The organism is Cupriavidus sp. 30B13 (genome assembly GCF_049059565.2).
In the GTDB taxonomy this organism is placed as follows: Bacteria; Pseudomonadota; Gammaproteobacteria; order Burkholderiales; family Burkholderiaceae; genus Cupriavidus.
Genome location: NZ_CP188223.1, coordinates 3,906,364 through 3,932,768, shown reverse-complemented (window position 1 = coordinate 3,932,768; position 26,405 = coordinate 3,906,364). Strand labels below are relative to the sequence as shown.

Below are 26,405 nucleotides of genomic sequence, written 5' to 3'. Positions count from 1 at the left end.
TGACACGCTCGCCCGTTTGTGTTACGGGCGCTGGCAATGAGATGCCGGCGCCTCACGGACGAATAGAGGATTAAAGTGGCTCGTAAGACTCCCATTGAGCGCTACCGCAATATCGGTATTTCGGCTCACATTGACGCGGGTAAAACCACCACGACCGAACGGATCCTGTTCTACACCGGTGTGAACCACAAGATCGGTGAAGTGCATGATGGCGCAGCCACCATGGACTGGATGGAGCAGGAGCAGGAGCGTGGCATCACCATCACCTCCGCTGCCACCACGGCCTTCTGGAAGGGCATGGCCGGCAACTACCCCGAACACCGCTTCAACATCATCGACACCCCGGGCCACGTGGACTTCACCATCGAGGTGGAGCGCTCCATGCGCGTGCTGGACGGCGCGTGCATGGTGTACTGCGCAGTGGGTGGCGTGCAGCCGCAGTCGGAAACCGTCTGGCGCCAGGCCAACAAGTACGGCGTGCCGCGTCTGGCGTTCGTCAACAAGATGGACCGTACCGGCGCGAACTTCTTCAAGGTCTACGACCAGCTGAAGACCCGCCTGAAGGCCAACCCGGTGCCCGTGGTGGTGCCGATCGGCGCTGAAGACGGCTTCCAGGGCGTCGTCGACCTGCTGGAAATGAAGGCGATCATCTGGGACGAAGCCAGCCAGGGCGTGAAGTTCGAATACCAGGACATCCCGGCCGAGCTGCAAGCCACCGCTGAAGAATGGCGCGAGAAGATGGTCGAGTCCGCCGCCGAAGCCAGCGAAGAGCTGATGGAAAAGTACCTGGGCGGCGAAGAGCTGACCCGCGCCGAGATCGTCAAGGCCCTGCGCGACCGTACCATCGCCTGCGAAATCCAGCCGATGCTGTGCGGCACCGCGTTCAAGAACAAGGGCGTGCAGCGCATGCTCGACGCCGTGATCGACTTCCTGCCGTCGCCGGTCGATATTCCGCCGGTCAAGGGCGTGGACGAAAGCGACGACGAGAAGAAGCTCGAGCGCAAGGCTGACGACAGCGAGAAGTTCTCGGCGCTGGCGTTCAAGATCATGACCGACCCGTTCGTTGGCCAGCTGATCTTCTTCCGCGTGTATTCGGGCAAGATCAACTCGGGCGACACCGTGTACAACCCGGTGAAGCAGAAGAAGGAGCGTCTGGGCCGTATTCTGCAGATGCACGCCAACCAGCGCGAAGAAATCAAGGAAGTGCTGGCCGGCGACATCGCCGCCGCGGTGGGCCTGAAGGATGCCACCACGGGCGATACGCTGTGCGATCCGGCTGCGCCGATCGTGCTCGAGCGCATGGTGTTCCCGGAGCCGGTGATCTCGCAGGCTGTCGAGCCGAAGACCAAGGCTGACCAGGAAAAGATGGGCATCGCCCTGAACCGCCTGGCCGCCGAAGATCCGTCGTTCCGCGTGCGTACCGATGAAGAATCGGGCCAGACCATCATTTCGGGCATGGGCGAGCTCCACCTCGAAATCCTGGTCGACCGCATGAAGCGCGAATTCGGCGTGGAAGCCAACATCGGCGCGCCGCAGGTGGCCTACCGCGAAACCATTCGCAAGAAGGCCGAAGACGTCGAAGGCAAGTTCGTCAAGCAGTCGGGCGGCCGCGGCCAGTACGGTCACGCCGTGATCACGCTGGAACCGCAAGAGCCGGGCAAGGGCTTCGAGTTCGTCGACGCCATCAAGGGCGGTGTGATTCCTCGCGAATACATCCCGGCGGTCGAAAAGGGCATCGTCGACACGCTGCCGGCCGGTATCCTGGCTGGCTTCCCCGTGGTGGACGTGAAGGTCACGCTGACGTTCGGTTCGTACCACGACGTGGACTCGAACGAAAACGCGTTCCGCATGGCCGGCTCGATGGCTTTCAAGGACGCCATGCGCAAGGCCAGCCCGGTTCTGCTCGAGCCGATGATGGCCGTGGAAGTGGAAACGCCGGAAGACTACACGGGTACCGTGATGGGCGACCTGTCGTCCCGCCGTGGCATCGTGCAGGGCATGGACGACATGGTGGGCGGCGGTAAGATCATCAAGGCCGAAGTCCCGCTGTCGGAAATGTTCGGTTATTCGACGTCGCTGCGCTCGGCCACGCAAGGCCGCGCCACGTACACGATGGAATTCAAGCACTACGCAGAAGCGCCGAAGAACATCGCCGAAGCCGTAATGGCGGCCAAGGGCAAGTAAGTAAAGCTTAACCGCCGCGCGCGACCCGTGCGGCGGTGCAATGAACTGTATAAAAGACTGCATACCATTAGGAGCTGAAAAATGGCAAAGGAAAAGTTCGAGCGGACCAAGCCGCACGTGAACGTTGGTACGATCGGTCACGTTGACCATGGCAAGACCACGCTGACGGCAGCGATCGCCACGGTGCTGGCAGCAAAGTTTGGCGGTTCGGCCAAGAAGTACGACGAAATCGACGCAGCGCCGGAAGAAAAGGCACGCGGTATCACCATCAATACCGCCCACGTCGAATACGAAACGGCCAACCGCCACTACGCGCACGTTGACTGCCCGGGCCACGCCGACTATGTGAAGAACATGATCACCGGCGCCGCGCAGATGGACGGCGCGATCCTGGTGTGCTCGGCCGCCGACGGCCCCATGCCCCAGACCCGCGAGCACATCCTGCTGGCCCGCCAGGTCGGCGTGCCTTACATCATCGTGTTCCTGAACAAGTGCGACATGGTCGACGACGCCGAGCTGCTCGAGCTGGTCGAAATGGAAGTGCGCGAACTGCTCTCGAAGTACGAGTTCCCCGGCGACGACACCCCGATCATCAAGGGCTCGGCCAAGCTGGCACTCGAAGGCGACAAGGGCGAACTGGGCGAAGTGGCGATCCTGAGCCTGGCCGACGCGCTGGACACCTACATCCCGACGCCGGAACGTGCCGTTGACGGTACCTTCCTGATGCCGGTGGAAGACGTGTTCTCGATCTCGGGCCGCGGCACCGTGGTGACCGGCCGTATCGAACGCGGCATCATCAAGGTCGGCGAAGAAATCGAAATCGTCGGTATCAAGCCGACGGTCAAGACCACCTGCACCGGCGTGGAAATGTTCCGCAAGCTGCTGGACCAGGGCCAGGCTGGCGACAACGTGGGCCTGCTGCTGCGCGGCACGAAGCGCGAAGACGTCGAGCGCGGCCAGGTGCTGTGCAAGCCGGGTTCGATCAAGCCGCACACGCACTTCACCGGCGAGGTCTACATCTTGTCGAAGGACGAAGGCGGCCGTCACACGCCGTTCTTCAACAACTACCGTCCGCAGTTCTATTTCCGCACGACCGACGTGACCGGCTCGATCGAGCTGCCGAAGGACAAGGAAATGGTCATGCCCGGCGACAACGTGTCGATCACCGTCAAGCTGATCGCCCCGATCGCCATGGAAGAAGGCCTGCGCTTCGCCATCCGTGAAGGCGGCCGTACCGTCGGCGCCGGCGTCGTGGCTAAGATCCTCGACTGATAAAAAACTTCCTGGAACTGGCTGGCGGTACAATACCGCTGGCCTTTTCCCATGTTCCAGGGCGTCCGCGCCCATCGCTCTTTTAAGGAAATATCATGCAGAACCAGAAGATCCGTATCCGCCTGAAGGCTTTCGACTATCGCCTGATCGACCAGTCGGCAGCCGAAATCGTGGATACCGCCAAGCGTACCGGCGCGATCGTCAAGGGCCCGGTGCCCCTGCCGACCCGCATCCAGCGCTTCGACATCCTGCGTTCGCCGCACGTCAACAAGACCAGCCGCGATCAGTTCGAGATCCGCACTCACCAGCGCCTGATGGACATCGTCGATCCTACCGACAAGACCGTTGACGCACTGATGAAGCTCGACCTGCCGGCAGGCGTCGACGTCGAAATCAAGGTGTAAAGCTATTCCGCGCAAGGCCGCCCCAGGCGGCCTCGGGCAACGCAAAACGGCGAACTTCGGTTCGCCGTTTTCGTTTTTGCGCTCCCGGTGTCCGCCCCCCTGCATGGCCACCTTGCCTCATGGTGGCCCGCGCCGCCGCAAGGTCTGGCCCGGCGGTTCGCCGAAGCTCTTGCGGTATTCCACGCTGAAGCGCCCCAGGTGGCTGAAGCCCCAGCGCAAGGCCGCTGCCGTGACCGAATCGATGGTCCGGTCGCCGAGCAGGTCGTGCCGCACGCGCTCGAGCCGGACCGCGCGCAGGTAGGCCATCGGGCTGATGCCACGGTGTTCCCGGAAGCCCGCGTACAGCCCGCGCAGGCTGACGCCGGCCACCTCCGCCAGCACGGCGGGCGTCAGCGGCGCATGGGCATGCGCATGGATGTACTCCTCGACCAGCCTCACATGGCGCGGTGCCAGCGGCTTGCCGCGCGCCCGCAGCGCATCGCTGAGATTGTGCGACTGCACCGTCAGCAGCGTGCCGATCACCAACTGCTCCAGCTGGCAGGCGGTGAGCGGATGGCGCGCCGCGTCCGGGGCTTGCGCCAGCAGGTCGGCCAGGTAGTGCATCAACTGGTACCACGCCGCCGCGCGCCGCCACGCCATGCCCAGCTCGAAGCGCAGCGCCTGTTGCGGGCGGTGCCCGAGATGGGCCGCGCAGACCCGCTCCAGCGCGCCGCGTTCCACCCGCACGATCAGCTGGTCGCTGTCCTTGCTCCAGCGCATCTGCACCGGATCGGCCGGCGTGAGCACCGAGGCCGTGTCCCGGTCGGAAACGATCTGCTGCCTGCCGCAGCGGATCTCGGCGTGGCCGCCGACGGGCATTTGCACTAGCAGGAAGTCCTCGAGCGGCCCGGGCTCGATCCGCACCTCGGCCCCGTAGGCCAGCCGGTTGAACGACACCGCCCCGAGCGGCGCGTGATGCATGCGCGCGGCCAGTGCCGTGCCGGCAATGGTCAGCTTGTGCGGCTTGAAAACGGCGCCGACCGCGGCGCGCGTGCGTGCGTGGTCGGTCGAGGCGAAGACCAGCCGGCTCGGGTCCGACAACAAGGCGCCGGCCAGCGGCTCGGCGGCCGTGGCAGCGGGGGGCTGCGGCATTGTCTCGCTCCTCGGCGTCATGGCGCGCCGTTGCTGAAGGTGGCCGCGGTGGCGGCATGGTGCGCCCGCGCGGGGCCGGCGGACGGGTTCCTCTGCGTCACTATAGTGGATTGCCGCCGGGCGCCGCCGCCGCGGCGCTTGCCCGCGCCGGCATTTTCCTGCACTAATCGGATAGCCGCTGCAGCCGGCGGCTAGTTTGCTGCGGTGCGGATCGCCCATGATGGCATCCATAGCACGGCAGCCCCACCCCCAAATCAGACAAGAAGGAGCGCAGCCCATGGGCCAGACCATCCAGATCCACGCCGCCGACGGCAGCGGCACGTTCAGCGCCTACCTGGCCACTCCCGCTGCCGGCAAGGGCTCGGGCCTCGTGCTGTGCCAGGAGATCTTCGGCGTCAACGCCACCATGCGCGCGGTGGCGGACTACTACGCCGAGGAAGGCTACACGGTGCTGGTGCCCGACCTGTTCTGGCGCATCGCGCCCGGCATCGAGCTGGGTGACCGCGGCGAGGATTTCCAGCGCGCGCTCGGCCTCTACCAGCAGTTCGACGAAGCCGCGGGCGTGCAGGACGTGGGCGCCGCGCTGGCCGCGCTGCGCGCGCGCCCGGAATGCGCGGGACTCACCGGCGTGCTGGGTTTCTGCCTGGGCGGCAAGCTGGCCTATCTCGCCGCCTGCCGGCTGGACGGCGTGGCCTGCGCGGTGGCGTACTACGGCGTGGGCATCGAGCACGCGCTCGACGAAGCCCGCGGCATACGCGGCCGCCTCGTGCTGCACGTGGCCGAGCGGGACGGCTTCTGTCCGCCCGCAGCGCAGGCCCGGATCGGCACCGCGCTGGGCGGCCGGGAGCAGGTCGAGCTGTACGTCTATCCCGGCGTCGACCATGCGTTCGCGCGGGCCGGCGGCGAACACTACGACCGCCCCAGCGCGCTGATGGCGCACCAGCGCTCGATCGCCGCGCTGCGCGCCGAGATGGGCCCGCACTACGATTTCTCCGCGCTGTGGGACAAGCACTGCGAATACGAATTCGCCACCCGCGACGTCGACGCCACCATGGCGACGATGGTGGCCGAGCCCTACGTCAACCATATCCCGACCATGACCGGCGGCGTGGGCTACAGCCAGCTCAGGCGCTTCTACAGCAACCACTTCGTCCACAGCAACCCGCCCGACACCACCCTGATCCCGCTCTCGCGCACGGTGGGCGCCAGCCAGATCGTCGACGAGCTGCTGTTCTGCTTCACCCACACCTGCGAGATCGACTGGATGCTGCCCGGCGTGCCGCCGACCGGCAAGCGCGTGGAGATCCCGCTGATCGCCATCGTCAAGTTCCGCGGCGACAAGCTCTACCACGAGCACATCTACTGGGACCAGGCCAGCGTGCTGGTGCAGATCGGCAAGCTCGACCCCGCCGGCCTGCCCGTGGCCGGCGTGGAAACGGCGCGCAAGCTGCTCGACGAGACGCTGCCGTCGAACACGCTGATGGCGCGCTGGCAGGAGAGCGAAGGCAAGTAGCCGCGCGTCCCCGGCATCCGCTGCGGCGCATCCATAGCGAAACAGCAAAGAAAAGCGCGTGCCCGCGCTGCGCGGGCAACGCCTCACACCACATCGGGAGACAACGTCATGAAAGGACTGCAGGACAAGGTCGCCATCGTCAGTGGTGGCGCCACCCTGATCGGGGCCGGCGTGGCCAGGGCCTTCGCCCGCGCCGGCACGCGCGTGGCCGTTCTGGACATCGACGCCGCCGGCGGCGCGCGCATCGCCGCCGAGCTCGGCGAGCGCGCGCTGTTCGTGCGCGCCGACATCACCGACGACGCCCAGGTCGCCGCCGCGGTGGCGCAGGTGAAGCGGCATTTCGGCGGCATCGACTACCTGGTCAACCTCGCCTGCACCTATCTTGATGACGGCTTCAAGTCCAGTCGCCGCGACTGGCTCGCCGCGCTCGACGTCAACGTGGTGTCCGGCGTCATGCTGGCGCAGGCCGTGCACGGCGCCATGCGCGAGCGCGGCGGCGGCGCCATCGTCAATTTCACCAGCATCTCGGCCAGCGTGGCGCAGACCGGGCGCTGGCTCTATCCCGCCTCCAAGGCCGCGATCCGCCAGCTCACGCGCAGCATGGCGATGGACCTCGCGCCGGACCGCATCCGCGTCAACGCGGTCTCGCCCGGCTGGACCTGGTGCCGGCTGATGGACGAGGTCAGCGGCGGCGACCGCGCGCGCACCGACCGCGTGGCGGCGGACTTCCACCTGCTCGGCCGCGCCGGCGAGCCGGACGAGGTGGCGCAGGTGGTGCTGTTCCTGTGCTCCGACCACGCCAGCTTCGTCACCGGCGCCGACTACGCCGTCGACGGCGGTTATGCCGCGATGGGGCCGGAGCAGAACGTCCCCGCCATTTCCCGCCTGGCCGGCTGAAGCTATTTGTCCATATCGAGGAGATCGTCATGAGCCAACGCATTGCCATCGTCGGCGCCGGCCAGTCCGGCCTGCAGATGGCCCTCGGCCTGCAGGCCCGGGGCTATCGGGTCACGCTGGTGACCAACCGCACGCCCGACCAGGTGCGCGCGGGCAAGGTCATGTCCAGCCAGTGCATGTTCGACCGCGCCTTGCAGTGCGAGCGCGAGCTCGCGCTCGACTGGTGGGGCGATGCCTGTCCGCCGGTCGAAGGCATCGGCCTGGCGGTGCCGCATCCCGAGCAGCCCGGCGCGAAGCTGATCGACTGGGCCGCCCGCCTCGCGCGGCCGGCGCAGGCGGTGGACCAGCGGCTGAAGATGCCGGCCTGGATGGAAGCCTTCGCGCAGCGCGGCGGCGACCTGCGCATCGCCGATGCAGGCGTCGCCGAGATCGAGGCGCTGGCCGCCGAGCACGACCTGGTGCTGCTCGCCGCCGGCAAGGGCGAGATCGTGAACCGCTTCGAGCGCGATGCCGCGCGCAGCCCGTTCACCGCGCCGCAGCGCGCGCTGGCGCTGACCTACGTGAACGGCATGAAGCCCTGCAGCCCGTTCTCGCGCGTGGCCTTCAACCTGATCCCGGGCGTCGGCGAATACTTCGTCTTCCCGGCGCTGACGCTGAGCGGGCCCTGCGAGATCATGGTGTTCGAAGGCGTGCCGGGGGGCCCGATGGACCGCTGGGGCGAGGTCCGCTCGCCGGAGCAGCACCTGGCCGAGAGCCTGCGCATCCTGCGCGCCTGGCTGCCGTGGGAGGCGGCGCGCTGCGAAGCCGTGACGCTGACCGACGAGCAGGGCATCCTGGCCGGGCGCTTCACGCCGACCGTGCGCCGCCCGGTTATGACGCTGCCGTCCGGGCGGCTGGTCTTCGGCATGGCCGACGCGGTGGTCGTCAACGACCCCATCACCGGCCAGGGCTCGAACAACGCCGCCAAATGCTGCAAGGTCTACCTGGACGCGATCGTCGCCCACGGCGAGCGCGCCTTCGACGCCGGCTGGATGGAGCAGACCTTCGCGCGCTACTGGCAATACGCGGGCGACGTGGTCAACTGGACCAACTCCCTGCTCACGCCACCGCCGCCCCATATCCTGGCGCTGCTGGGCGCCGCCGGGCAGGCGCCGGCGCTGGCCGCGCGCATCGCCAACGGCTTCGACAACCCGCCGGACTTCTTCCCGTGGTGGGCCGACGCCGCGGCGTGCCAGCAACTGATCGAGCGGCACCTGCCGCGGGCGGCCTGAGATGGTGGCCGCCACCACCGGCGATGCGCGGGCTCTGCGGCAGGTTTGCGGGCGCTACGCGACGGGCGTGGCGGTGATCGGCGCGTGCGGCGCCGGTGGCCGCCCGGTCGGCCTCACCGTCAACTCCTTCGCCTCGCTGTCGCTGGCGCCGCCGCTGATCCTGTGGAGCCTGGCCCTGCATTCGCCCAGCGCCGGGCACTTCGCGCCCGGCGCCGCCTTCGGCGTCAGCATCCTGCAGGCGGGGCAGGGCGAGCTGGCGCGCCGCTTCGCCACGCCCGCGGCGGACAAGTTCGCGGGCGTCGCGCACCGGCGCTGCGCGCGCGGCGTGCCCTACCTGGCGCACGCGCTGGCCACGCTGGCCTGCCGGGTCGAGCGCGCCGACCCGGTCGGCGACCATCTGCTGATCGTGGGCGCGGTGGACGGGTTTGAAGTGGGCGAGGGCGAGCCGCTGGTGTTCTACGGCGGCGAATTCGTCCGCATCGGGGACGCGGCCGGGCGCTGAAGCCCCGCCGGGCGCCGCTATCGGCGGGCAAAAGCAGCGGAAAACGTCACAAAGCAACACGCGGCCCCGCGACGCTCGGCGACATTCGACGCGGTGCTTGCTCTTTCCAAATCAGTGCGATATAGTGTAAGGCTACCCGTTTGTCTATGGGTAGTGGGCTGGCCGTTTTGGCCGCGCGCAGTCTTCTTTAGCGCAAGCCCTCGCGCTGCAAACGCAGTTTGCAAACACAGTTTTCGTGTATCAATCAGCCCCGGCCAATCGCAGCTGGGAATGGAGCAAACCATGAGCCTTGGCCTTGTAGGTCGCAAGGTTGGCATGACCCGTATTTTCACGGACGACGGTGATTCGATTCCCGTTACCGTGGTCGAGGTCGGCGACAACCGCGTGACGCAAATCAAGACGGACGAGACCGACGGTTATACCGCGGTTCAAGTCACTTTCGGCGCACGCCGCGCTAGCCGCGTCACCAAGCCGCTGGCGGGTCACCTCGCCAAAGCCGGTGTCGAAGCCGGCGAAATCATCCGCGAATTCCGTATCGATGCCGCCAAGGCGGGCGAACTGCAAGCTGGCGGTTCGCTGTCGGTCGACCTGTTCGAAGTCGGTCAGAAGATCGACGTTCAGGGCGTCAGCATCGGTAAGGGCTACGCCGGTACCATCAAGCGCCACCATTTCGCATCGGGTCGTGCCACCCACGGTAACTCGCGTTCGCACAACGTGCCGGGTTCCATCGGTATGGCGCAGGATCCGGGCCGTGTGTTCCCCGGCAAGCGCATGACGGGCCACCTGGGTGACGTCACCCGCACCGTCCAGAACCTGGAAATCGCCAAGATCGACGCAGAGCGCAAGCTGCTGCTGGTCAAGGGCGCGATCCCCGGTTCCAAGGGCGGCAAGGTCATCGTGACCCCGGCCGTCAAGGCCAAAGCCAAAGCTTAAGGAGCGAATCAATGGAACTCAAGCTCCTCCAGGACAATGGCCAAGTCGGCGCGGGCGTTGACGCCTCGCCCGAAGTCTTCGGCCGTGACTACAACGAAGCCCTCGTTCACCAGATCGTCGTCGCTTACCAGGCCAACGCTCGCAGCGGCAACCGTAAGCAGAAGGATCGTGAAGAGGTCAAGCACACGACCAAGAAGCCGTGGCGCCAGAAGGGCACGGGCCGCGCTCGTGCCGGTATGTCTTCCTCGCCGCTGTGGCGCGGGGGCGGCCGTATCTTCCCGAATTCGCCGGAAGAGAACTTCAGCCAGAAGGTCAACAAGAAGATGTTCCGTGCCGGCATGCGCTCGATTTACTCGCAGCTCGCACGTGAAGGTCGTATCAACGTGGTGGACGGTTTCACCGTCGATGCGCCCAAGACCAAGCTCTTGGCCGACAAGTTCAAGGCCATGGGCCTGGACTCGGTGCTGATCATCACCGACAGCCTCGACGAAAACCTCTACCTGGCTTCGCGCAATCTGCCGCACGTGGCAGTTGTCGAGCCGCGCCAGGCTGACCCGCTGTCGCTCGTGCACTACAAGAAGGTGCTGGTGACCAAGGCAGCCGTCGCGCAGATCGAGGAGTTGCTGAAATGACGCAAGTAGCCAAGAACGATCATCGTTTGATGCAGGTGCTGCTCGCGCCCGTGGTTTCCGAAAAGGCAACCCTGGTCGCCGACAAGAACGAACAAGTCGTGTTCGAAGTCGCTCGCGATGCCAACAAGGCAGACGTGAAGGCGGCAGTCGAACTGCTGTTCAAGGTCGAGGTGCAGTCCGTTCAGATCCTGAACCAAAAGGGCAAGCAAAAGCGCTTTGGCCGCTTCATGGGGCGTCGCAACCACGTGAAGAAGGCTTACGTTTCGCTCAAGCCGGGTCAGGAAATCAATTTTGAAGCGGAGGCCAAGTAATCATGGCACTCGTCAAGACCAAGCCGACGTCCCCGGGCCGTCGCTCCATGGTGAAGGTTGTCAATCCCAACCTGCACAAGGGCGCGCCCCATGCTCCGCTGCTGGAAAAGCAATTCCAGAAGTCGGGCCGCAACAACAACGGTCACATCACCACCCGCCACAAGGGCGGTGGTCATAAGCACCACTACCGCGTGGTCGACTTCAAGCGCAACGACAAGGACGGCATCCCCGCCAAGGTCGAGCGCCTGGAATACGATCCGAACCGCAGCGCCAATATCGCGCTGGTGCTGTTCGCCGACGGCGAGCGCCGCTACATCATCGCCACCAAGGGCATGGTAGCCGGCCAGGCCATCCAGAACGGCTCGGAAGCGCCGATCAAGGCCGGCAACAACCTGCCGATCCGCAACATCCCGGTGGGTACCACGATCAACAACGTGGAAATGCTGCCTGGCAAGGGTGCCCAGATCGCCCGCGCCGCCGGCGGTTCCGCCGTGCTGCTGGCTCGCGAAGGCATCTACGCTCAAGTGCGCCTGCGCTCGGGCGAAGTGCGCCGCGTGCACATCGAGTGCCGCGCCACCATCGGCGAAGTCGGCAATGAAGAGCACAGCCTGCGCGTCATCGGCAAGGCCGGCGCAACCCGTTGGCGCGGTATCCGCCCGACGGTGCGCGGCGTTGTGATGAACCCGGTGGACCACCCGCACGGTGGTGGTGAAGGTAAGACCGCTGCTGGTCGCGACCCGGTTTCGCCGTGGGGTACCCCGGCCAAGGGTTACCGTACCCGTAGCAACAAGCGCACTGCCAGCATGATCGTGCAGCGCCGCCACAAGCGTTAATCGGTAGGTAGGAGCCTAGACATGACACGTTCCGCAAAAAAGGGTCCGTTCTGTGACGCCCACCTGCTGAAAAAGGTGGAAGCGGCCACGGGCGGCAAGGACAAGAAGCCCATCAAGACTTGGTCGCGTCGCTCGACCATTCTGCCGGAATTCATCGGCCTGACGATCGCCGTCCACAACGGCCGTCAACACGTGCCGGTGTACGTTTCGGAAAACATGGTCGGCCACAAGCTCGGCGAATTTGCGCTCACCCGCACGTTCAAGGGCCACGCGGCTGACAAGAAAGCGAAGAGGTAAGGTGCCATCATGGAAGTGAAAGCGATTCATCGCGGTGCCCGCATCTCCGCCCAGAAAACTCGCCTGGTCGCCGACCAGATCCGCGGTCTGCCGATCGAGCGCGCGCTCAACGTCCTGACGTTCAGCCCGAAAAAGGCTGCCGGGATCGTGAAGAAGGTGGTCGAATCGGCCATCGCCAACGCCGAGCACAACGAAGGCGCCGACATCGACGAACTGAAGGTCAAGACCATCTTCGTCGACAAGGCCACCTCGCTCAAGCGTTTCACGGCACGAGCAAAGGGCCGCGGCAACCGCATCGAGAAACAAACTTGTCACATCACTGTGACGCTCGGCAACTAAGGAGTCACGATGGGACAGAAGATTCATCCGACTGGCTTCCGTCTGGCCGTCAGCCGTAACTGGGCTTCGCGTTGGTACGCCAACAACACGAAGTTCGCCGGCATGCTGAAGGAAGACATCGAAGTTCGCGAGTTTCTGAAGAAGAAGCTCAAGAACGCTTCGGTTGGCCGCGTCGTCATCGAGCGCCCCGCCCGCAATGCACGTCTGACCATTTACAGCTCGCGTCCGGGCGTGGTCATCGGCAAGAAGGGCGAGGACATCGAACTGCTCAAGGCCGAGCTGCAACGCCGCATGGGTGTGCCCGTGCACGTGAACATCGAGGAAATCCGCAAGCCGGAAACCGATGCGCAGCTGATCGCCGACTCGATCACCCAGCAGCTCGAGCGCCGCATCATGTTCCGCCGCGCCATGAAGCGCGCGATGCAGAACGCGATGCGCCTCGGTGCCCAGGGCATCAAGATCATGAGCGCCGGCCGTCTGAACGGTATCGAAATCGCACGTACCGAGTGGTATCGCGAAGGCCGTGTGCCCCTGCACACCCTGCGCGCCGACATCGACTACGGCTTCTCCGAAGCAGAAACCACCTACGGCATCATCGGTGTCAAGGTGTGGGTCTACAAGGGTGATCACCTCGGCCGCAACGATGCGCCGGTGGTGGAAGAGCCGCAAGACGAACGTCGCCGCCGTCCGGGTCGTCCCGAAGGCCGCCGCCGCGAAGGCGAAGGCCGTCCGGGCGGTAACCGCCGCGGTGGTGCAGGCGCCGGTGCCGGTCGCCGCGCTGCGCCTGGCGCAGATGCGAAGAGTGGAGAATAACGATGCTGCAACCTAAGCGCAGAAAATACCGCAAGGAGCAGAAAGGCCGCAACACGGGTAAGGCTACCCGTGGCAACGCCGTGTCTTTCGGTGAATTCGGCCTGAAGGCAATGGGCCGTGGCCGTCTGACGGCTCGCCAGATCGAGTCGGCGCGTCGTGCGATGACCCGTCACATCAAGCGTGGCGGCCGCATCTGGATCCGGATTTTCCCGGACAAGCCGATCTCGAAGAAGCCCGCCGAAGTCCGTATGGGTAACGGTAAGGGCAATCCGGAATACTACGTGGCAGAAATCCAGCCGGGCAAGATGCTGTACGAAATGGATGGCGTGACCGAAGAGCTGGCACGTGAGGCGTTCCGCCTCGCGGCCGCCAAGCTGCCGATCGCCACCAATTTCGTGGTGCGCCAGGTCGGGACGTAAGGAGAGCAGGGATGAAAGCATCCGAACTTCGCGGCAAAGATGCCGCCGGGCTGAACCAGGAGCTCTCCGAGCTGCTGAAGGCCCAATTTAGCCTGCGCATGCAAAAGGCCACCCAACAGCTGCAGAACACCAGCCAGCTGAAGAAGGTGCGCAAGGACATCGCGCGGGTGCAAACCGTGCTGAACGAGAAGGCGACCACGAAATGACTGAAACTGCACAAACGGAATCGTCGCTTCGCCGCACTCTGGTCGGCCGTGTAGTTAGCGACAAGATGGACAAGACCGTCACGGTCCTGATCGAAAACCGCGTCAAGCATCCTCTGTACGGCAAGTACGTGCTGCGTTCGAAGAAGTACCACGCACACGACGAAGCCAACCAGTACAAGGAAGGCGACAAGGTCGAGATCCAGGAATCGCGTCCGCTCTCGCGGACCAAGTCCTGGGTGGTTTCCCGTCTGGTCGAAGCTGCGCGCGTCATCTAAAAAACCACACGGTTTTCGGTTGACTTGCGAGTCCAGGGTTATGTGCTATAATCCTGGACTTCCGCTTTGTTGCATTCGCCCTAGCACCATCACCACGGCGAATCGACCGAGCGAACCTAGGCCGAGCGGCTCCTGATTAACCATGTTCAGGCCGCCTGGTAACTACCGACTTCAAAGTTGATCAACCCAAACGGTTGCTGGCGCAAAGCCGGAGGCCGACGGGACCAAGACTGACCGGCGGGCGTTGCCCGGTGGATTAAGTTGGGAAGATAACACCATGATTCAGACAGAAAGCCGGCTCGAAGTGGCCGATAACACTGGTGCGCGCGAAGTTCTGTGCATCAAAGTGCTGGGTGGGTCCAAGCGCCGCTATGCGAGCGTGGGCGACATCATCAAGGTGACCGTCAAGGACGCAGCGCCGCGCGGTCGCGTGAAGAAGGGCGATATTTACAATGCCGTCGTCGTTCGCACCGCCAAGGGCGTGCGCCGTGCCGATGGTTCGCTCGTCAAGTTCGACAGCAATGCCGCTGTCCTGCTGAACACCAAGCTCGAGCCGATCGGCACCCGTATCTTCGGGCCGGTGACTCGTGAACTCCGTACCGAGCGCTTCATGAAGATCGTGTCGCTCGCGCCGGAAGTGCTGTAAGGAGCCGCCATGAACAAGATTCGCAAAGGCGACGAAGTCATCGTCCTGACCGGCAAAGACAAGGGCAAGCGCGGTACCGTGCAAGCCATGCTCGGCGACAAGGTCGTGGTTGAAGGCGTGAACGTTGCCAAGAAGCATGCACGTCCGAACCCGATGCTGGGCACCACCGGTGGTGTGGTCGACAAGGTCATGCCGCTGCATATTTCCAACGTTGCGCTCGTGGATGCCAATGGCAAGCCGTCGCGCGTCGGCATCAAGGTGGAAGACGGCAAGCGCGTGCGCGTGCTGAAGACCACCGGCGCCGTCGTGGCAGCTTGATTCTGGGCAAGGATAGGAGTTGAGCATGACAGCACGTCTGCAAGAGTTTTACAAAGAACAGGTCGTACCGAAGCTGATCGAACAGTTCGGCTACAAGTCGGTCATGGAAGTGCCGCGCATCACCAAGATCACCCTGAACATGGGCCTTGGCGAAGCCATCAATGACAAGAAGGTCATTGAGCTGGCCGTGGGCGACCTGACCAAGATCGCCGGCCAGAAGCCGGTGGTGACGAAGGCCAAGAAGGCAATCGCAGGCTTCAAGATCCGCCAGGGCTATCCCATCGGCGCGATGGTGACGCTGCGCGGCGAACGCATGTTCGAATTCCTGGATCGTTTCGTCACGGTGGCGCTGCCCCGCGTGCGCGACTTCCGTGGTGTGTCGGGCCGTTCGTTCGATGGTCGTGGCAACTACAACATCGGTGTGAAAGAGCAGATCATTTTCCCCGAAATCGAGTACGACAAGATCGACGCACTGCGCGGTCTGAACATCAGCATCACGACGACGGCTAAGAATGACGAGGAAGCCAAGGCACTCCTCGGTGCATTCAAGTTCCCGTTCCGTAATTAAGGGGTTACCGTGGCTAAATTGGCTCTGATTGAACGTGAGAAGAAGCGCGCTAGGCTCGTGGCGAAGTATGCCGGCAAGCGTGCATCCCTCAAGGCCATTATCGACGACCAGGAAAAGTCGGAAGAAGAGCGTTATGGCGCTCGTCTGGAGCTGCAACAGCTCCCGCGCAACGCGAACCCGACCCGCCAGCGCAATCGCTGCGCGATCACCGGTCGTCCCCGCGGTACCTTCCGCAAGTTTGGCCTGGCGCGTAACAAGATCCGCGAAATCGCCTTCCGTGGCGAAATCCCGGGTCTGACGAAAGCCAGCTGGTAATTACGCACAGGCTACAGGAGAAACAGTATGAGCATGAGCGATCCTATCGCCGATATGCTGACGCGCATCCGCAACGCCCAGGGCGTGCAGAAGGCGTCGGTTGTCATGCCGTCGTCGAAGCTGAAAGTGGCAATCGCCAAGGTCCTGAAGGACGAAGGCTACATCGACGACTACGCCGTGAAGGAAGAAGGCGGCAAGGCACAACTGAGCATCGGTCTGAAGTACTACGCCGGCCGTCCGGTCATCGAGCGCATCGAACGCGTCTCGAAGCCCGGCCTGCGCGTGTACAAGGGCCGCAGCGACATCCCCCAAGTGATGAACGGCCTGGGCGTCGCGATCATCTCGACCCCGCAGGGTCTGATGACCGATCGCAAGGCACGTGCCACTGGCGTGGGCGGCGAAGTTCTTTGCTACGTCGCGTAAGGAGTAACCATGTCCCGTGTAGGTAAGGCTCCCATCGCGCTGCCCAAAGGCGCAGAAGTCAATGTGGCGGCTGGCGTGCTCTCCGTTAAGGGCCCGCTCGGCACGCTGACGCAGCCGATTCACAGCCTGGTCCAGGTCAAGGTCGAAAACGACACGCTGACCTTCGTCCCGGCCGACGAATCGCGCGAAGCAAACGCACTGCAGGGCACCATGCGCGCCCTGGTGGCCAATATGGTCAAGGGTGTGACCACCGGTTTCGAGCGCAAGCTGAACCTGGTCGGCGTGGGCTACCGTGCCCAGCTGCAAGGTACTGCGCTGAAGCTCCAGCTTGGTTTCTCGCACGACGTGATCCATGCGATGCCGGAAGGCGTGTCGGCGGCAACGCCCACGCAGACCGAGATCATCATCAAGGGTGCGGACAAGCAGAAAGTCGGTCAGGTTGCCGCGGAAGTTCGCGCGTACCGTCCGCCTGAGCCCTACAAGGGCAAGGGCGTTCGCTACTCGGACGAGCGCGTCATCCTGAAGGAAACCAAGAAGAAGTAAGGGGTGCAATCATGAACAAGAAAGACGCTCGTTTGCGCCGTGCACGTCAGACCCGCGCCAAGATCGCGGAGATGAAAGTCAATCGTCTGACCGTGTTCCGTACGAATTCGCATATTTACGCCCAGGTCTACTCGCCGTGCGGCACGCAAGTGCTGGCTTCGGCTTCGACCGTCGAGGCAGAAGTGCGCAAGGAACTGACCGGCAGCGGTGCTACCGCCGCCGCCGCGACCCTGATTGGCAAGCGCATCGCCGAGAAGGCGAAGGCCGCCGGCGTGGAGACCGTTGCGTTCGATCGCGGCGGCTTCCGCTTCCATGGTCGCGTGAAGGCCCTGGCTGACGCTGCGCGTGAAGCCGGCCTCAAGTTCTAAGCGCACAAAGAGAGATACGTCATGGCAAAGATGCAAGCAAAAGTCCAGCAGGACGAACGCGACGACGGCCTCCGCGAGAAGATGATCTCGGTCAACCGTGTCACCAAGGTGGTGAAGGGTGGCCGGATTCTCGGTTTCGCTGCGCTGACCGTGGTTGGTGACGGCGATGGCCGCATCGGCATGGGCAAGGGCAAGGCCAAGGAAGTGCCGGTGGCAGTTCAGAAGGCAATGGACGAAGCCCGTCGCAAGATGGTCAAGGTCTCGCTCAAGAACGGCACGCTGCAACACGAAGTCGTGGGCAAGCACGGCGCCGCCAAGGTGCTGATGATGCCGGCCAAGGAAGGTACCGGCGTGATCGCCGGCGGCCCGATGCGCGCGATTTTCGAAGTGATGGGCGTCACCAACGTGGTGACCAAGTCGCACGGCTCGACCAATCCGTACAACATGGTTCGCGCCACGCTGGACGGTCTTCAGAAGATGAGCACGCCCGGCGAGATCGCCGCGAAGCGCGGCAAGTCGGTCGAAGACATCCTCGGTTAAGGAGTCGGACGAAATGTCGCAACAAACCGTAAAAGTGCAACTCGTGCGCAGCCTGATCGGCACGCGCGAGGATCATCGCGCCACCGTTCGTGGCCTGGGCCTGCGCCGCATCAACTCGGTGTCGGAGCTGCAGGACACGCCCGCCGTGCGCGGCATGATCAACAAGGTGTCGTACCTGGTCAAGGTTCTGGCCTGATACCGGACACGGAGAGCAAGATGCAACTGAACAACCTGAAACCGGCCGCCGGTTCGAAGCACGCCAAGCGTCGCGTCGGCCGCGGTATCGGCTCCGGCCTGGGCAAGACTGCCGGTCGTGGCCACAAGGGTCAGAAGTCGCGTTCGGGCGGCTTCCACAAGGTCGGCTTCGAAGGCGGTCAAATGCCGCTGTATCGTCGTCTGCCCAAGCGTGGCTTCACCTCGCTGACGAAGGAATTCACCGCCGAGGTGACCCTGCGCGACATCGAGCGTCTGGAAGCTGCCGAAGTGGATCTGCTCGTTCTGAAGCAGGCTGGCCTGGTGGCTGATCTGGTCAAGAGCGCCAAGGTCATCAAGGCAGGTGAGCTGACCCGCAAGGTGACGATCAAGGGTCTGGGCGCCACCGCTGGCGCCAAGGCTGCGATCGAAGCCGCCGGCGGTCAGATCGCGGCGTAATTTAGCAGCTGATTTCGCAGCAATAGGCGAGTCACAGTCGGAGCATCGTTTGGCCACGGCGAAACCCAATGCAAGCGCGCAAGCCAAGAACACGGCTAAGTACGGCGACCTCAAGCGCCGGCTGATGTTCCTGGTGCTGGCCCTGATCGTGTACCGCATCGGAGCGCATATTCCGGTGCCGGGCATCGATCCGGAACAGCTTGCGAAGCTTTTCCAGAGTCAGTCGGGTGGCATCCTCGGGATGTTCAACCTGTTCTCGGGCGGTGCGCTGTCGCGCTTTACCGTCTTCGCGCTCGGCATCATGCCGTACATCTCGGCGTCGATCATCATGCAGTTGCTGACGATCGTGCTGCCGCAGCTGGAGTCGCTGAAGAAGGAAGGGCAGGCGGGTCAACGCAAGATCACGCAGTACACGCGCTACGGCACGGTGGTCCTGGCCACCTTCCAGGCGCTGTCGATCGCGGTCGCGCTGGAATCGCAGCCCGGCCTGGTGATCGATCCGGGCCTGATGTTCCGGGCCACGGCGGTGATCACGCTGGTGACCGGCACGATGTTCCTGATGTGGCTGGGTGAGCAGATCACCGAGCGGGGTCTGGGCAACGGCATCTCGATCATCATCTTCGGCGGTATCGCGGCGGGCCTGCCCAACGCGATCGGCGGTCTCTTCGAGCTGGTTCGCACCGGTTCCATGAGCATCATCGCGTCGATCCTGATCGTGGCGATCATCGCCGGCGTGACGTTCGCCGTGGTGTTCGTCGAGCGTGGCCAGCGCAAGATCCTGGTGAACTATGCCAAACGTCAGGTCGGCAACAAGGTGTACGGCGGCCAGTCGTCGCACCTGCCGCTGAAGCTGAACATGGCCGGGGTGATTCCGCCGATCTTCGCATCGTCGATCATCCTGTTCCCGGCGACCATCGCGGGCTGGTTCACCTCTGACTCGACGGGCGCTGCGGGCCGGTTCATCAAGGACCTGGCGGCAACGCTGTCGCCGGGCCAGCCGGTCTACATCCTGCTGTACGCTGCTGCGATTGTATTTTTCTGCTTCTTCTATACGGCCCTGGTGTACAACAGCCGTGAAGTGGCGGACAACCTGAAGAAAAGCGGTGCCTTCATTCCGGGCATTCGTCCGGGCGAGCAGACGACGCGCTACATCGACAAGATCCTTGTGCGTCTGACGCTGGCTGGTGCGATCTACATCACACTGGTCTGCCTGTTGCCGGAATTCCTGGTACTGCGCTGGAACGTTCCGTTCTATTTTGGCGGAACCTCGCTGCTGATCATCGTGGTCGTCACGATGGATTTCATGGCCCAGGTCCAGTCCTATGTCATGTCGCAGCAATATGAGTCCCTGCTGAAGAAAGCGAATTTCAAGGGTAATCTGACCTTGCGCTGAAGCCGGGTCGGTACGGGCTAGGTATGGCAAAAGACGACGTCATCCAGATGCAGGGGGAGGTCCTGGAAAACCTTCCCAATGCGACGTTCCGAGTCAAACTGGAGAATGGCCACGTAGTGCTGGGCCACATCTCCGGGAAGATGAGAATGAACTACATCCGGATTCTTCCGGGTGACAAGGTGACGGTTGAGCTGACTCCATATGATCTGTCACGCGCGCGTATCGTCTTTCGGACGAAGTGAAGCGAACAGGAATTGAAGGAAGAGGAAAATCATGAAAGTGCTGGCTTCTGTTAAGCGCATTTGCCGCAACTGCAAAGTTATCAAGCGCAACGGTGTCGTGCGCGTGATCTGCTCGTCGGATCCCCGCCACAAGCAACGCCAAGGCTAATCGTAAAGAGGATTGACGAATGGCACGTATCGCAGGGGTTAACATCCCGAACCACAAGCATACCGAGATCGGCCTGACGGCTATTTACGGTATCGGCCGCTCGCGCGCCCGCAAGATTTGCGAGGCCACCGGCGTTCCGTTTGACAAGAAGGTCAAGGACCTGACCGACGCCGACCTGGAAAAGCTTCGTGACGAAGTCGGCAAGGCCACGGTCGAGGGTGACCTGCGTCGTGAAACCACGATGAACATCAAGCGTCTGATGGACCTTGGTTGCTATCGTGGCGTCCGTCACCGCAGGGGCCTCCCGATGCGCGGTCAGCGCACCCGCACCAACGCCCGTACCCGCAAGGGTCCGCGTAAGGCCGGCGTGGCTCTGAAGAAGTAAAGCCGAAGGCAGAGGAAGAAACTAATGGCAAAAGGTCCGAACAACGCCGCCCAGCGCGCGCGTAAGAAGGTCAAGAAGAACGTTGCCGACGGCATTGCGCACGTCCACGCTTCGTTCAACAACACCATCATCACGATCACCGACCGTCAGGGCAATGCCCTGGCGTGGGCGACCTCAGGTGGCCAGGGCTTCAAGGGTTCGCGCAAGTCGACCCCGTTCGCAGCCCAGGTCGCAGCCGAGAACGCCGGCCGCGTGGCGCAAGACCAGGGCATCAAGAACCTGGACGTGCGCATCAAGGGTCCCGGCCCTGGCCGTGAGTCCGCTGTCCGTGCGCTGAACGCACTGGGCATCAAGATCTCGGTGATCGAAGACGTGACGCCGGTGCCGCACAACGGCTGCCGTCCGCCGAAGCGCCGCCGCATCTGAGCGACGCCGTCTTGCCCGGATAGCCGGCAGGGTTTCCTTGCCGGCGTTCCGGTGTGGTACTATCGCACGTTGACCTGCTGCATCAGCTTTGCGGCAGGTTTTCGTTTTGCGCCTTGCGTTTGTCGGATCGAAGCCTTGTTCCGCCGCCCGGCGCAGCTAGCCATGCTTTTGCGCACTCCCTCCGGGGCGTGCGCTGGATAAGCCCACCGTCCGCCACTCGGCGCCCCGCAAGGGCGGAGAAGGCGGACTCGCGGCGCGTACAGAAGGCGCCGCGATCGATCAGGAAGGAAGATAAAGTGGCACGTTATATCGGCCCGAAGGCCAAACTCTCCCGCCGTGAAGGCACCGACCTGTTCCTGAAGAGCGCACGCCGCTCGCTTGCCGACAAGTGCAAGCTGGACAGCAAGCCGGGCCAGCACGGCCGCACCTCGGGTGCACGCACCTCCGACTACGGCAACCAGCTGCGTGAAAAGCAGAAGGTCAAGCGCATCTACGGCGTGCTCGAGCGCCAGTTCCGCCGCTACTTCGCCGAAGCCGACCGCCGCAAGGGCAACACCGGCGAAAAGCTGCTGCAGCTGCTGGAGTCGCGCCTGGACAACGTCGTCTACCGCATGGGCTTCGGCTCGACCCGCGCCGAAGCGCGCCAGCTGGTGTCGCACAAGGCGATCCTGCTGAACGGCCAGGCCCTGAACGTGCCGTCGGCCCAGGTCAAGGCCGGCGACGTCATCACCATCCGCGAGCAGTCGAAGAAGCAGGTCCGTATCGCCGAAGCGCTGTCGCTGGCCGAGCAATCGGGTTTCCCGCAATGGGTCGCCGTTGACGCGAAGAAGTTCGAAGGCACCTTCAAGCAAGTGCCGGACCGCGCCGATATCTCGGGTGACATCAACGAAAGCCTGATCGTCGAATTGTATTCGCGTTAATCGCTCGAATCTGTCCGACACCATCGAACGGTCAGGGGCTTGCGTTTCCCGTCAAGCTTCACTTTCAGCCCGACGCGCTGCCGCGCGCCGGGCTTATTGCCCATCGTACGATGGGATTTTCAGGTTCCATACGTCAGCCTTATCGGTGTAACGAGCCGAGGGTATTGAAAAGGACAACCTAATGCAAACAGCACTCCTCAAGCCTAAAATCATCGCCGTAGAGCCGCTGGGCGACCATCACGCGAAGGTCGTGATGGAGCCGTTCGAGCGTGGCTACGGCCATACGCTCGGTAACGCCCTGCGTCGCGTGCTGCTGTCGTCGATGGTCGGCTACGCGCCGACCGAAGTCACGATCGCTGGGGTGGTCCACGAGTACTCCACCATCGATGGCGTGCAGGAAGATGTGGTCAACCTGCTGCTCAATCTGAAGGGTGTGGTCTTCAAGCTGCACAACCGCGACGAAGTCACGGTGTCGCTGCGCAAGGAAGGCGAAGGCGTGGTCACGGCTGCCGATATCGAGCTGCCGCACGACGTCGAGATCATCAATCCCGGCCACGTGATCGCTCACCTGTCCGCCGGCGGCAAGCTCGACATGCAGATCAAGGTCGAGCAAGGCCGCGGCTACGTGCCGGGCAACGTGCGCAAGTTCGGCGACGAGTCGGGCAAGGTCATCGGCCGCATCGTGCTGGACGCTTCGTTCTCGCCGGTGCGCCGCGTGTCGTACGCGGTGGAGTCCGCGCGTGTCGAGCAGCGTACCGACCTTGACAAGCTGGTGATGAACATCGAAACCGACGGCGTGATCTCGCCCGAGGAAGCGATCCGCCAGTCGGCCCGCATCCTGGTCGACCAGCTGTCCGTGTTCGCCGCGCTGGAAGGCACCGAGTCGTCGGCGGAAGCCGCCTCGAGCCGCACGCCGCAGATCGACCCGATCCTGCTGCGCCCGGTCGACGACCTGGAGCTGACGGTGCGTTCGGCCAACTGCCTGAAGGCCGAAAACATCTACTACATCGGCGACCTGATCCAGCGTACCGAGAACGAGCTGCTGAAGACCCCGAACCTGGGCCGCAAGTCGCTCAACGAAATCAAGGAAGTGCTGGCTTCGCGCGGCCTGACCCTTGGCATGAAGCTCGAGAACTGGCCGCCCGCGGGTCTCGAGAAGTAATTTCGCGGCGTGCCGCGCGGGGCTGGCCTCCGCGCGGCGCCCGCGATTCCGGCAGCCGGCATGTGCCGGCCGCTTCAACCGACTACCGGCCCGCGCCGAACCGGGGATGATCCCGGCCAAGCGATAGAAGAGCTGGTCAAACATTGCAATAAAGGAATCATCATGCGTCACCGTCATGGTTTGCGGAAACTGAACCGCACCTCGTCGCACCGTCTCGCGATGCTGCGCAACATGTCCAACTCGCTGTTCCAGCACGAGCTGATCAAGACCACCCTGCCCAAGGCCAAGGAACTGCGCAAGGTTGTCGAGCCCCTCATCACGCTGGCCAAGAAGGACACCGTTGCCAACCGCCGCCTGGCCTTCGCCCGCCTGCGCGACCGCGACATGGTCACCAAGCTGTTCAACGAACTGGGCCCGCGCTACAACGCCCGTCCGGGTGGTTACACGCGTATCCTGAAGTTCGGCTTCCGCCAGGGCGACAATGCGCCGATGGCGCTGGTCGAGCTGGTCGACCGTCCGGAAATCACCGAAGCCCCGGCCGAAGAAGCCGCGGAATAAGGTCGATGCCGTCCCGCCGCCTGCGACCATCGGTCCCGGCGGCAGGCGCGGACACCGCTTACAATCGAGCCAGGCTGATGCCTGGCTCTTTTGTTTTGCGGCTGGTCTTGCGCCCGTACCGATGACGCGCGGCGAGTGACGTGTGGGAGGCGAACAATGAGCGATAGCGAAACGATCCTGGTGATGACGGCGCTGCCCGATGCCGGCGCCGCCGCCCGCGTGGCGCGCGCCGTGCTGGAAGCGCGCCTGGCCGCGTGCGTGAACCGGCTGGCGCCATGCGAGTCGGAATACTGGTGGCGCGGCCGGCTCGAGACGGCCAGGGAATGGCCGCTGCTGATCAAGACCACGCAGGACCGCTATGCCGCGCTGGAAGCGGCGATCCGCCTGGCCCACCCCTACGAGGTGCCGGAGATCGTGGCGCTGCCGGTGGTGGCGGGTTTCGCGCCCTACCTGGCGTGGGTGGCCGAGGAAACGCGCCCGGCCGGGACCGGGGACGCGCAGGCATAGCAACGGCCGTCCGCGCCGGCGATCTTCGCGGCGGGCGGATGAACCAACGTTTTTTCAAGGACAGAGCATGGGTTTCGCAGTGGAGTCGGGCGCGTTTGGCCGCCAGCCGGCGGCAGTGGTGCGGCATGGTGCCGCAGCGCGCTTCCTGGTCTCGCTGCTGGCCGTGCTGTGGCTGTGCCTCGGCGGCGCCGCGCGCGCGGCGGGCGAGGATGACTTCCTGCCGCCCGAGCAGGCGTTCCGCTTCGCCGCGCGCCAGGTCGACCCGCACACCGTCGAGATCCGCTTCGACGTGGCCGACGGCTACTACCTGTACCGCGACCGCTTCGCCTTCGCGGCGCAACCGGCCTCGGTCAGGCTCGGCACGCCCGACTTCCCGCCCGGCAAGGTCAAGTTCGACGAGACCTTCGGCAAGGAGATGGAGACCTACCACGGCGGCCTGACCATCCGCGTGCCGGTCGAGTCGGCGCCCGCCGACGGCAAATGGTCGCTGGTGGTGACCTCGCAGGGCTGCGCCGACAAGGGCCTGTGCTATCCGCCGCAGGAGCACGTCTTCAAGGTCGGCGGCGGCGTGCTCGACGGCCTGTTCGGCAAGCGCGCGAGAGCGGATTCCACACCTGCGGACGCCACACCGGCGGGCACCGGCGATGCCGCCCCGGCCGCGCCGGTCTCACCATCCGCGTCTCCCGAGGCGGCTGCCGGCCGCCTGCCCGCCGCGGCGGACGAGAACGACCGCATCGCCGGCGCGCTGGCCAGCCGTAACCTCGGCCTGATCGCCGCGCTGTTCTTCGGCCTTGGCCTGCTGCTGACCTTCACGCCGTGCGTGCTGCCGATGGTGCCCATCCTGTCCTCGATCGTGGTGGGCGAGCACGTCACGCGCGGCCGCGCGCTGCTGGTGTCGCTGTCCTACGTGCTCGGCATGGCCGTGGTCTACACCGGCGTCGGCGTGGCCGCCGGGCTGCTCGGCGAGGGCCTGTCGGCGGCGCTGCAGGCGCCCTGGGTGCTGGCGCTGTTTGCCGCGCTGATGGTGGCCCTGTCGCTCTCCATGTTCGGCCTTTACGAGCTGCAGCTGCCGCAGCACTGGCAGACCCGGCTGACGGAATCGTCCAACCGCCGCCCGGGCGGGCAACTGGCCGGCGCCGCCGTCATGGGTGCGATTTCCGCGCTGATCGTCGGCCCCTGCGTGACCGCGCCGCTGGCCGGCGCGCTGGCTTATATCGCGCGCACCGGCGATGCCGTCAGCGGCGGCGGCGCGCTGTTTGCCATGGCGCTCGGCATGGGCGTGCCGCTGGTGCTGGTGGGCGTGGGCGCCGGCAACCTGCTGCCGCGCGCCGGCCGCTGGATGGAGATGACCAAGCGTTTCTTCGGCTTCCTGCTGCTGGGCGTGGCGCTGTGGATGGTCAGCCCGGTGCTGCCGGCCTGGGCGCTCATGACGGGCTGGGCCGCGCTGCTGCTGGTGGCGGCGGTGTTCCTCAGCGCCTTCGACGCGCTCGGCCCCGACGCGCACGGCCTGGCGCGCGTGGGCAAGGGCCTCGGCCTGCTGGCCGCGCTGGCCGGCGCGATCCTGCTGCTGGGGCTGGCCAGCGGCGGCCGCGATCCGCTGCAGCCGCTGGCGCACCTCGCCGCGCTGCGGTCCGCTCCGGAGGCCGCCGCCGGCAAGGTCGCCGAGCCGCGTTTCGAGCGCGTGCGCTCGCTGGCCGAGCTCGACGCGCGCGTGGCGCGGGCCGCCGCCGCCGGCCAGCCCGTGCTGCTGGATTTCTATGCGGACTGGTGCGTGAGCTGCAAGGAAATGGAGCGCTTCACCTTCAGCGACGAGCGCGTGCGCGCGCGCCTGTCCGGCGTGGTGATGCTGCAGGCCGACGTCACCCGCAACAATGCCGACGACCGCGCGCTGCTCAAGCGCTTCGGCCTGTTCGGGCCGCCTGGCATCATCCTGTACGGCGCCGACGGGCGCGAGCGGCCGGTCCGCGTGATCGGCTACCAGCCTGCCGCGCGCTTCCTCGACAGCCTGGCGCGCGCGTTCGACGCCAAGGCCAGCACCTGAGCCGGCGCTGCCGCGGCGG

At 64.7% G+C, this 26,405-nt stretch carries 38 protein-coding genes; 37 read left to right on the top strand and 1 reads right to left on the bottom strand.

The window, feature by feature from the left end:
* The first annotated feature begins 75 nt into the window (after positions 1-75).
* The 3 genes from fusA (at position 76) to rpsJ (ending at position 3,860) form a co-directional block, all read left to right on the top strand.
* Positions 76-2,184 (top strand): elongation factor G, encoded by a 2,109-nt coding sequence (gene fusA / locus ACKI2N_RS18155; RefSeq protein WP_420994489.1) that lies wholly within the window; start codon positions 76-78, stop codon positions 2,182-2,184.
* 81 nt (positions 2,185-2,265) lie between these two features.
* The gene (tuf, locus tag ACKI2N_RS18150; RefSeq protein WP_420994488.1) at positions 2,266-3,456 is read left to right on the top strand and encodes an elongation factor Tu; all 1,191 of its coding nucleotides are present in this window, start codon (positions 2,266-2,268) and stop codon (positions 3,454-3,456) included.
* A gap of 95 nt (positions 3,457-3,551) precedes the next feature.
* Positions 3,552-3,860 (top strand): 30S ribosomal protein S10, encoded by a 309-nt coding sequence (rpsJ, locus tag ACKI2N_RS18145; protein ID WP_006160488.1) that lies wholly within the window; start codon positions 3,552-3,554, stop codon positions 3,858-3,860.
* Positions 3,861-3,977: 117 nt separating this feature from the next.
* Here rpsJ and ACKI2N_RS18140 read toward each other — a convergent pair whose 3' ends face one another.
* A complete protein-coding gene (locus tag ACKI2N_RS18140) occupies positions 3,978-4,991 on the bottom strand; it encodes an AraC family transcriptional regulator (RefSeq protein ID WP_420994487.1) in 1,014 nt (337 codons plus the stop codon).
* Positions 4,992-5,268: 277 nt separating this feature from the next.
* Here ACKI2N_RS18140 and ACKI2N_RS18135 point away from each other — a divergent pair, with 277 nt between their 5' ends.
* The 34 genes from ACKI2N_RS18135 to dsbD all read left to right on the top strand — a co-directional run bounded on the left by ACKI2N_RS18135 (position 5,269) and on the right by dsbD (position 26,386).
* Positions 5,269-6,504 (top strand): dienelactone hydrolase family protein, encoded by a 1,236-nt coding sequence (locus tag ACKI2N_RS18135; RefSeq protein ID WP_420994486.1) that lies wholly within the window; start codon positions 5,269-5,271, stop codon positions 6,502-6,504.
* A 108-nt stretch (positions 6,505-6,612) separates the two neighbouring features.
* Positions 6,613-7,401 carry an SDR family oxidoreductase gene (locus ACKI2N_RS18130; protein ID WP_420994485.1) on the top strand — a complete coding sequence of 263 codons (789 nt, stop codon included), beginning with the start codon at positions 6,613-6,615 and terminating at the stop codon, positions 7,399-7,401.
* Between the two features lie 29 nt (positions 7,402-7,430).
* Positions 7,431-8,672 carry a styrene monooxygenase/indole monooxygenase family protein gene (locus ACKI2N_RS18125; RefSeq protein WP_420994484.1) on the top strand — a complete coding sequence of 414 codons (1,242 nt, stop codon included), beginning with the start codon at positions 7,431-7,433 and terminating at the stop codon, positions 8,670-8,672.
* 1 nt (position 8,673) lies between these two features.
* Entirely contained in the window at positions 8,674-9,174 is a 501-nt protein-coding gene (locus ACKI2N_RS18120; RefSeq protein ID WP_420994482.1) for a flavin reductase family protein, read from the top strand.
* A 282-nt stretch (positions 9,175-9,456) separates the two neighbouring features.
* Complete coding sequence (gene rplC, locus ACKI2N_RS18115; protein ID WP_020203858.1) at positions 9,457-10,107, top strand: 50S ribosomal protein L3; 651 nt, start codon at positions 9,457-9,459, stop codon at positions 10,105-10,107.
* Positions 10,108-10,118: 11 nt separating this feature from the next.
* Positions 10,119-10,739 (top strand): 50S ribosomal protein L4, encoded by a 621-nt coding sequence (gene rplD, locus ACKI2N_RS18110; protein WP_029043793.1) that lies wholly within the window; start codon positions 10,119-10,121, stop codon positions 10,737-10,739.
* Positions 10,736-11,050, top strand: a complete 315-nt coding sequence (gene rplW / locus ACKI2N_RS18105) for a 50S ribosomal protein L23 (protein ID WP_006160473.1) — start codon at positions 10,736-10,738, stop codon at positions 11,048-11,050. The genes rplD and rplW overlap by 4 nt, the downstream gene beginning before the upstream one ends.
* A 2-nt stretch (positions 11,051-11,052) precedes the next feature.
* Positions 11,053-11,883, top strand: coding sequence for a 50S ribosomal protein L2 (rplB, locus tag ACKI2N_RS18100; protein WP_420994481.1), 831 nt, complete (start codon positions 11,053-11,055; stop codon positions 11,881-11,883).
* 21 nt (positions 11,884-11,904) lie between these two features.
* Complete coding sequence (gene rpsS / locus ACKI2N_RS18095) at positions 11,905-12,180, top strand: 30S ribosomal protein S19 (RefSeq protein ID WP_420994480.1); 276 nt, start codon at positions 11,905-11,907, stop codon at positions 12,178-12,180.
* 9 nt (positions 12,181-12,189) lie between these two features.
* On the top strand, positions 12,190-12,519 hold the full coding sequence (gene rplV, locus ACKI2N_RS18090) for a 50S ribosomal protein L22 (protein ID WP_020203852.1): 330 nt from the start codon (positions 12,190-12,192) through the stop codon (positions 12,517-12,519).
* A gap of 9 nt (positions 12,520-12,528) precedes the next feature.
* Positions 12,529-13,332, top strand: coding sequence for a 30S ribosomal protein S3 (gene rpsC / locus ACKI2N_RS18085; protein ID WP_420994479.1), 804 nt, complete (start codon positions 12,529-12,531; stop codon positions 13,330-13,332).
* Between the two features lie 2 nt (positions 13,333-13,334).
* Positions 13,335-13,751, top strand: a complete 417-nt coding sequence (gene rplP, locus ACKI2N_RS18080) for a 50S ribosomal protein L16 (protein ID WP_006160465.1) — start codon at positions 13,335-13,337, stop codon at positions 13,749-13,751.
* An 11-nt stretch (positions 13,752-13,762) separates the two neighbouring features.
* A complete protein-coding gene (gene rpmC, locus ACKI2N_RS18075; protein ID WP_020203850.1) occupies positions 13,763-13,957 on the top strand; it encodes a 50S ribosomal protein L29 in 195 nt (64 codons plus the stop codon).
* On the top strand, positions 13,954-14,232 hold the full coding sequence (gene rpsQ, locus ACKI2N_RS18070) for a 30S ribosomal protein S17 (protein WP_020203849.1): 279 nt from the start codon (positions 13,954-13,956) through the stop codon (positions 14,230-14,232). Before rpmC ends, rpsQ begins: the two co-directional genes overlap by 4 nt.
* A gap of 277 nt (positions 14,233-14,509) precedes the next feature.
* On the top strand, positions 14,510-14,878 hold the full coding sequence (rplN, locus tag ACKI2N_RS18065; protein ID WP_017225233.1) for a 50S ribosomal protein L14: 369 nt from the start codon (positions 14,510-14,512) through the stop codon (positions 14,876-14,878).
* Positions 14,879-14,887: 9 nt separating this feature from the next.
* The gene (rplX, locus tag ACKI2N_RS18060; protein WP_017225232.1) at positions 14,888-15,196 is read left to right on the top strand and encodes a 50S ribosomal protein L24; all 309 of its coding nucleotides are present in this window, start codon (positions 14,888-14,890) and stop codon (positions 15,194-15,196) included.
* 25 nt (positions 15,197-15,221) lie between these two features.
* Positions 15,222-15,764, top strand: coding sequence for a 50S ribosomal protein L5 (rplE, locus tag ACKI2N_RS18055; RefSeq protein WP_020203848.1), 543 nt, complete (start codon positions 15,222-15,224; stop codon positions 15,762-15,764).
* Positions 15,765-15,773: 9 nt separating this feature from the next.
* Complete coding sequence (gene rpsN / locus ACKI2N_RS18050) at positions 15,774-16,079, top strand: 30S ribosomal protein S14 (protein WP_081651439.1); 306 nt, start codon at positions 15,774-15,776, stop codon at positions 16,077-16,079.
* A gap of 27 nt (positions 16,080-16,106) precedes the next feature.
* Positions 16,107-16,502, top strand: a complete 396-nt coding sequence (gene rpsH, locus ACKI2N_RS18045) for a 30S ribosomal protein S8 (RefSeq protein ID WP_017225229.1) — start codon at positions 16,107-16,109, stop codon at positions 16,500-16,502.
* A 9-nt stretch (positions 16,503-16,511) separates the two neighbouring features.
* Positions 16,512-17,045 carry a 50S ribosomal protein L6 gene (rplF, locus tag ACKI2N_RS18040; RefSeq protein WP_420994478.1) on the top strand — a complete coding sequence of 178 codons (534 nt, stop codon included), beginning with the start codon at positions 16,512-16,514 and terminating at the stop codon, positions 17,043-17,045.
* Between the two features lie 11 nt (positions 17,046-17,056).
* On the top strand, positions 17,057-17,413 hold the full coding sequence (gene rplR, locus ACKI2N_RS18035; RefSeq protein ID WP_420994477.1) for a 50S ribosomal protein L18: 357 nt from the start codon (positions 17,057-17,059) through the stop codon (positions 17,411-17,413).
* A gap of 21 nt (positions 17,414-17,434) precedes the next feature.
* On the top strand, positions 17,435-17,953 hold the full coding sequence (gene rpsE, locus ACKI2N_RS18030; RefSeq protein ID WP_006160449.1) for a 30S ribosomal protein S5: 519 nt from the start codon (positions 17,435-17,437) through the stop codon (positions 17,951-17,953).
* Positions 17,954-17,966: 13 nt separating this feature from the next.
* Entirely contained in the window at positions 17,967-18,149 is a 183-nt protein-coding gene (gene rpmD / locus ACKI2N_RS18025) for a 50S ribosomal protein L30 (RefSeq protein ID WP_006160440.1), read from the top strand.
* Between the two features lie 20 nt (positions 18,150-18,169).
* The gene (gene rplO / locus ACKI2N_RS18020) at positions 18,170-18,604 is read left to right on the top strand and encodes a 50S ribosomal protein L15 (RefSeq protein WP_420994476.1); all 435 of its coding nucleotides are present in this window, start codon (positions 18,170-18,172) and stop codon (positions 18,602-18,604) included.
* A gap of 49 nt (positions 18,605-18,653) precedes the next feature.
* A complete protein-coding gene (secY, locus tag ACKI2N_RS18015) occupies positions 18,654-19,997 on the top strand; it encodes a preprotein translocase subunit SecY (protein ID WP_420994475.1) in 1,344 nt (447 codons plus the stop codon).
* 23 nt (positions 19,998-20,020) lie between these two features.
* Positions 20,021-20,239, top strand: a complete 219-nt coding sequence (infA, locus tag ACKI2N_RS18010; protein WP_010812378.1) for a translation initiation factor IF-1 — start codon at positions 20,021-20,023, stop codon at positions 20,237-20,239.
* Positions 20,240-20,270: 31 nt separating this feature from the next.
* On the top strand, positions 20,271-20,387 hold the full coding sequence (gene rpmJ, locus ACKI2N_RS18005) for a 50S ribosomal protein L36 (protein WP_006160433.1): 117 nt from the start codon (positions 20,271-20,273) through the stop codon (positions 20,385-20,387).
* 19 nt (positions 20,388-20,406) lie between these two features.
* Positions 20,407-20,772, top strand: a complete 366-nt coding sequence (gene rpsM / locus ACKI2N_RS18000) for a 30S ribosomal protein S13 (protein ID WP_020203842.1) — start codon at positions 20,407-20,409, stop codon at positions 20,770-20,772.
* A 24-nt stretch (positions 20,773-20,796) separates the two neighbouring features.
* Complete coding sequence (gene rpsK, locus ACKI2N_RS17995; RefSeq protein ID WP_017225223.1) at positions 20,797-21,198, top strand: 30S ribosomal protein S11; 402 nt, start codon at positions 20,797-20,799, stop codon at positions 21,196-21,198.
* Positions 21,199-21,494: 296 nt separating this feature from the next.
* On the top strand, positions 21,495-22,118 hold the full coding sequence (rpsD, locus tag ACKI2N_RS17990; RefSeq protein ID WP_420994474.1) for a 30S ribosomal protein S4: 624 nt from the start codon (positions 21,495-21,497) through the stop codon (positions 22,116-22,118).
* 181 nt (positions 22,119-22,299) lie between these two features.
* Complete coding sequence (locus tag ACKI2N_RS17985) at positions 22,300-23,280, top strand: DNA-directed RNA polymerase subunit alpha (protein ID WP_017225222.1); 981 nt, start codon at positions 22,300-22,302, stop codon at positions 23,278-23,280.
* Positions 23,281-23,442: 162 nt separating this feature from the next.
* On the top strand, positions 23,443-23,838 hold the full coding sequence (gene rplQ, locus ACKI2N_RS17980) for a 50S ribosomal protein L17 (protein ID WP_130393142.1): 396 nt from the start codon (positions 23,443-23,445) through the stop codon (positions 23,836-23,838).
* Between the two features lie 156 nt (positions 23,839-23,994).
* On the top strand, positions 23,995-24,345 hold the full coding sequence (gene cutA, locus ACKI2N_RS17975) for a divalent-cation tolerance protein CutA (RefSeq protein ID WP_420994473.1): 351 nt from the start codon (positions 23,995-23,997) through the stop codon (positions 24,343-24,345).
* 67 nt (positions 24,346-24,412) lie between these two features.
* Positions 24,413-26,386, top strand: a complete 1,974-nt coding sequence (gene dsbD / locus ACKI2N_RS17970; RefSeq protein ID WP_420994472.1) for a protein-disulfide reductase DsbD — start codon at positions 24,413-24,415, stop codon at positions 26,384-26,386.
* Positions 26,387-26,405: the final 19 nt, after the last annotated feature.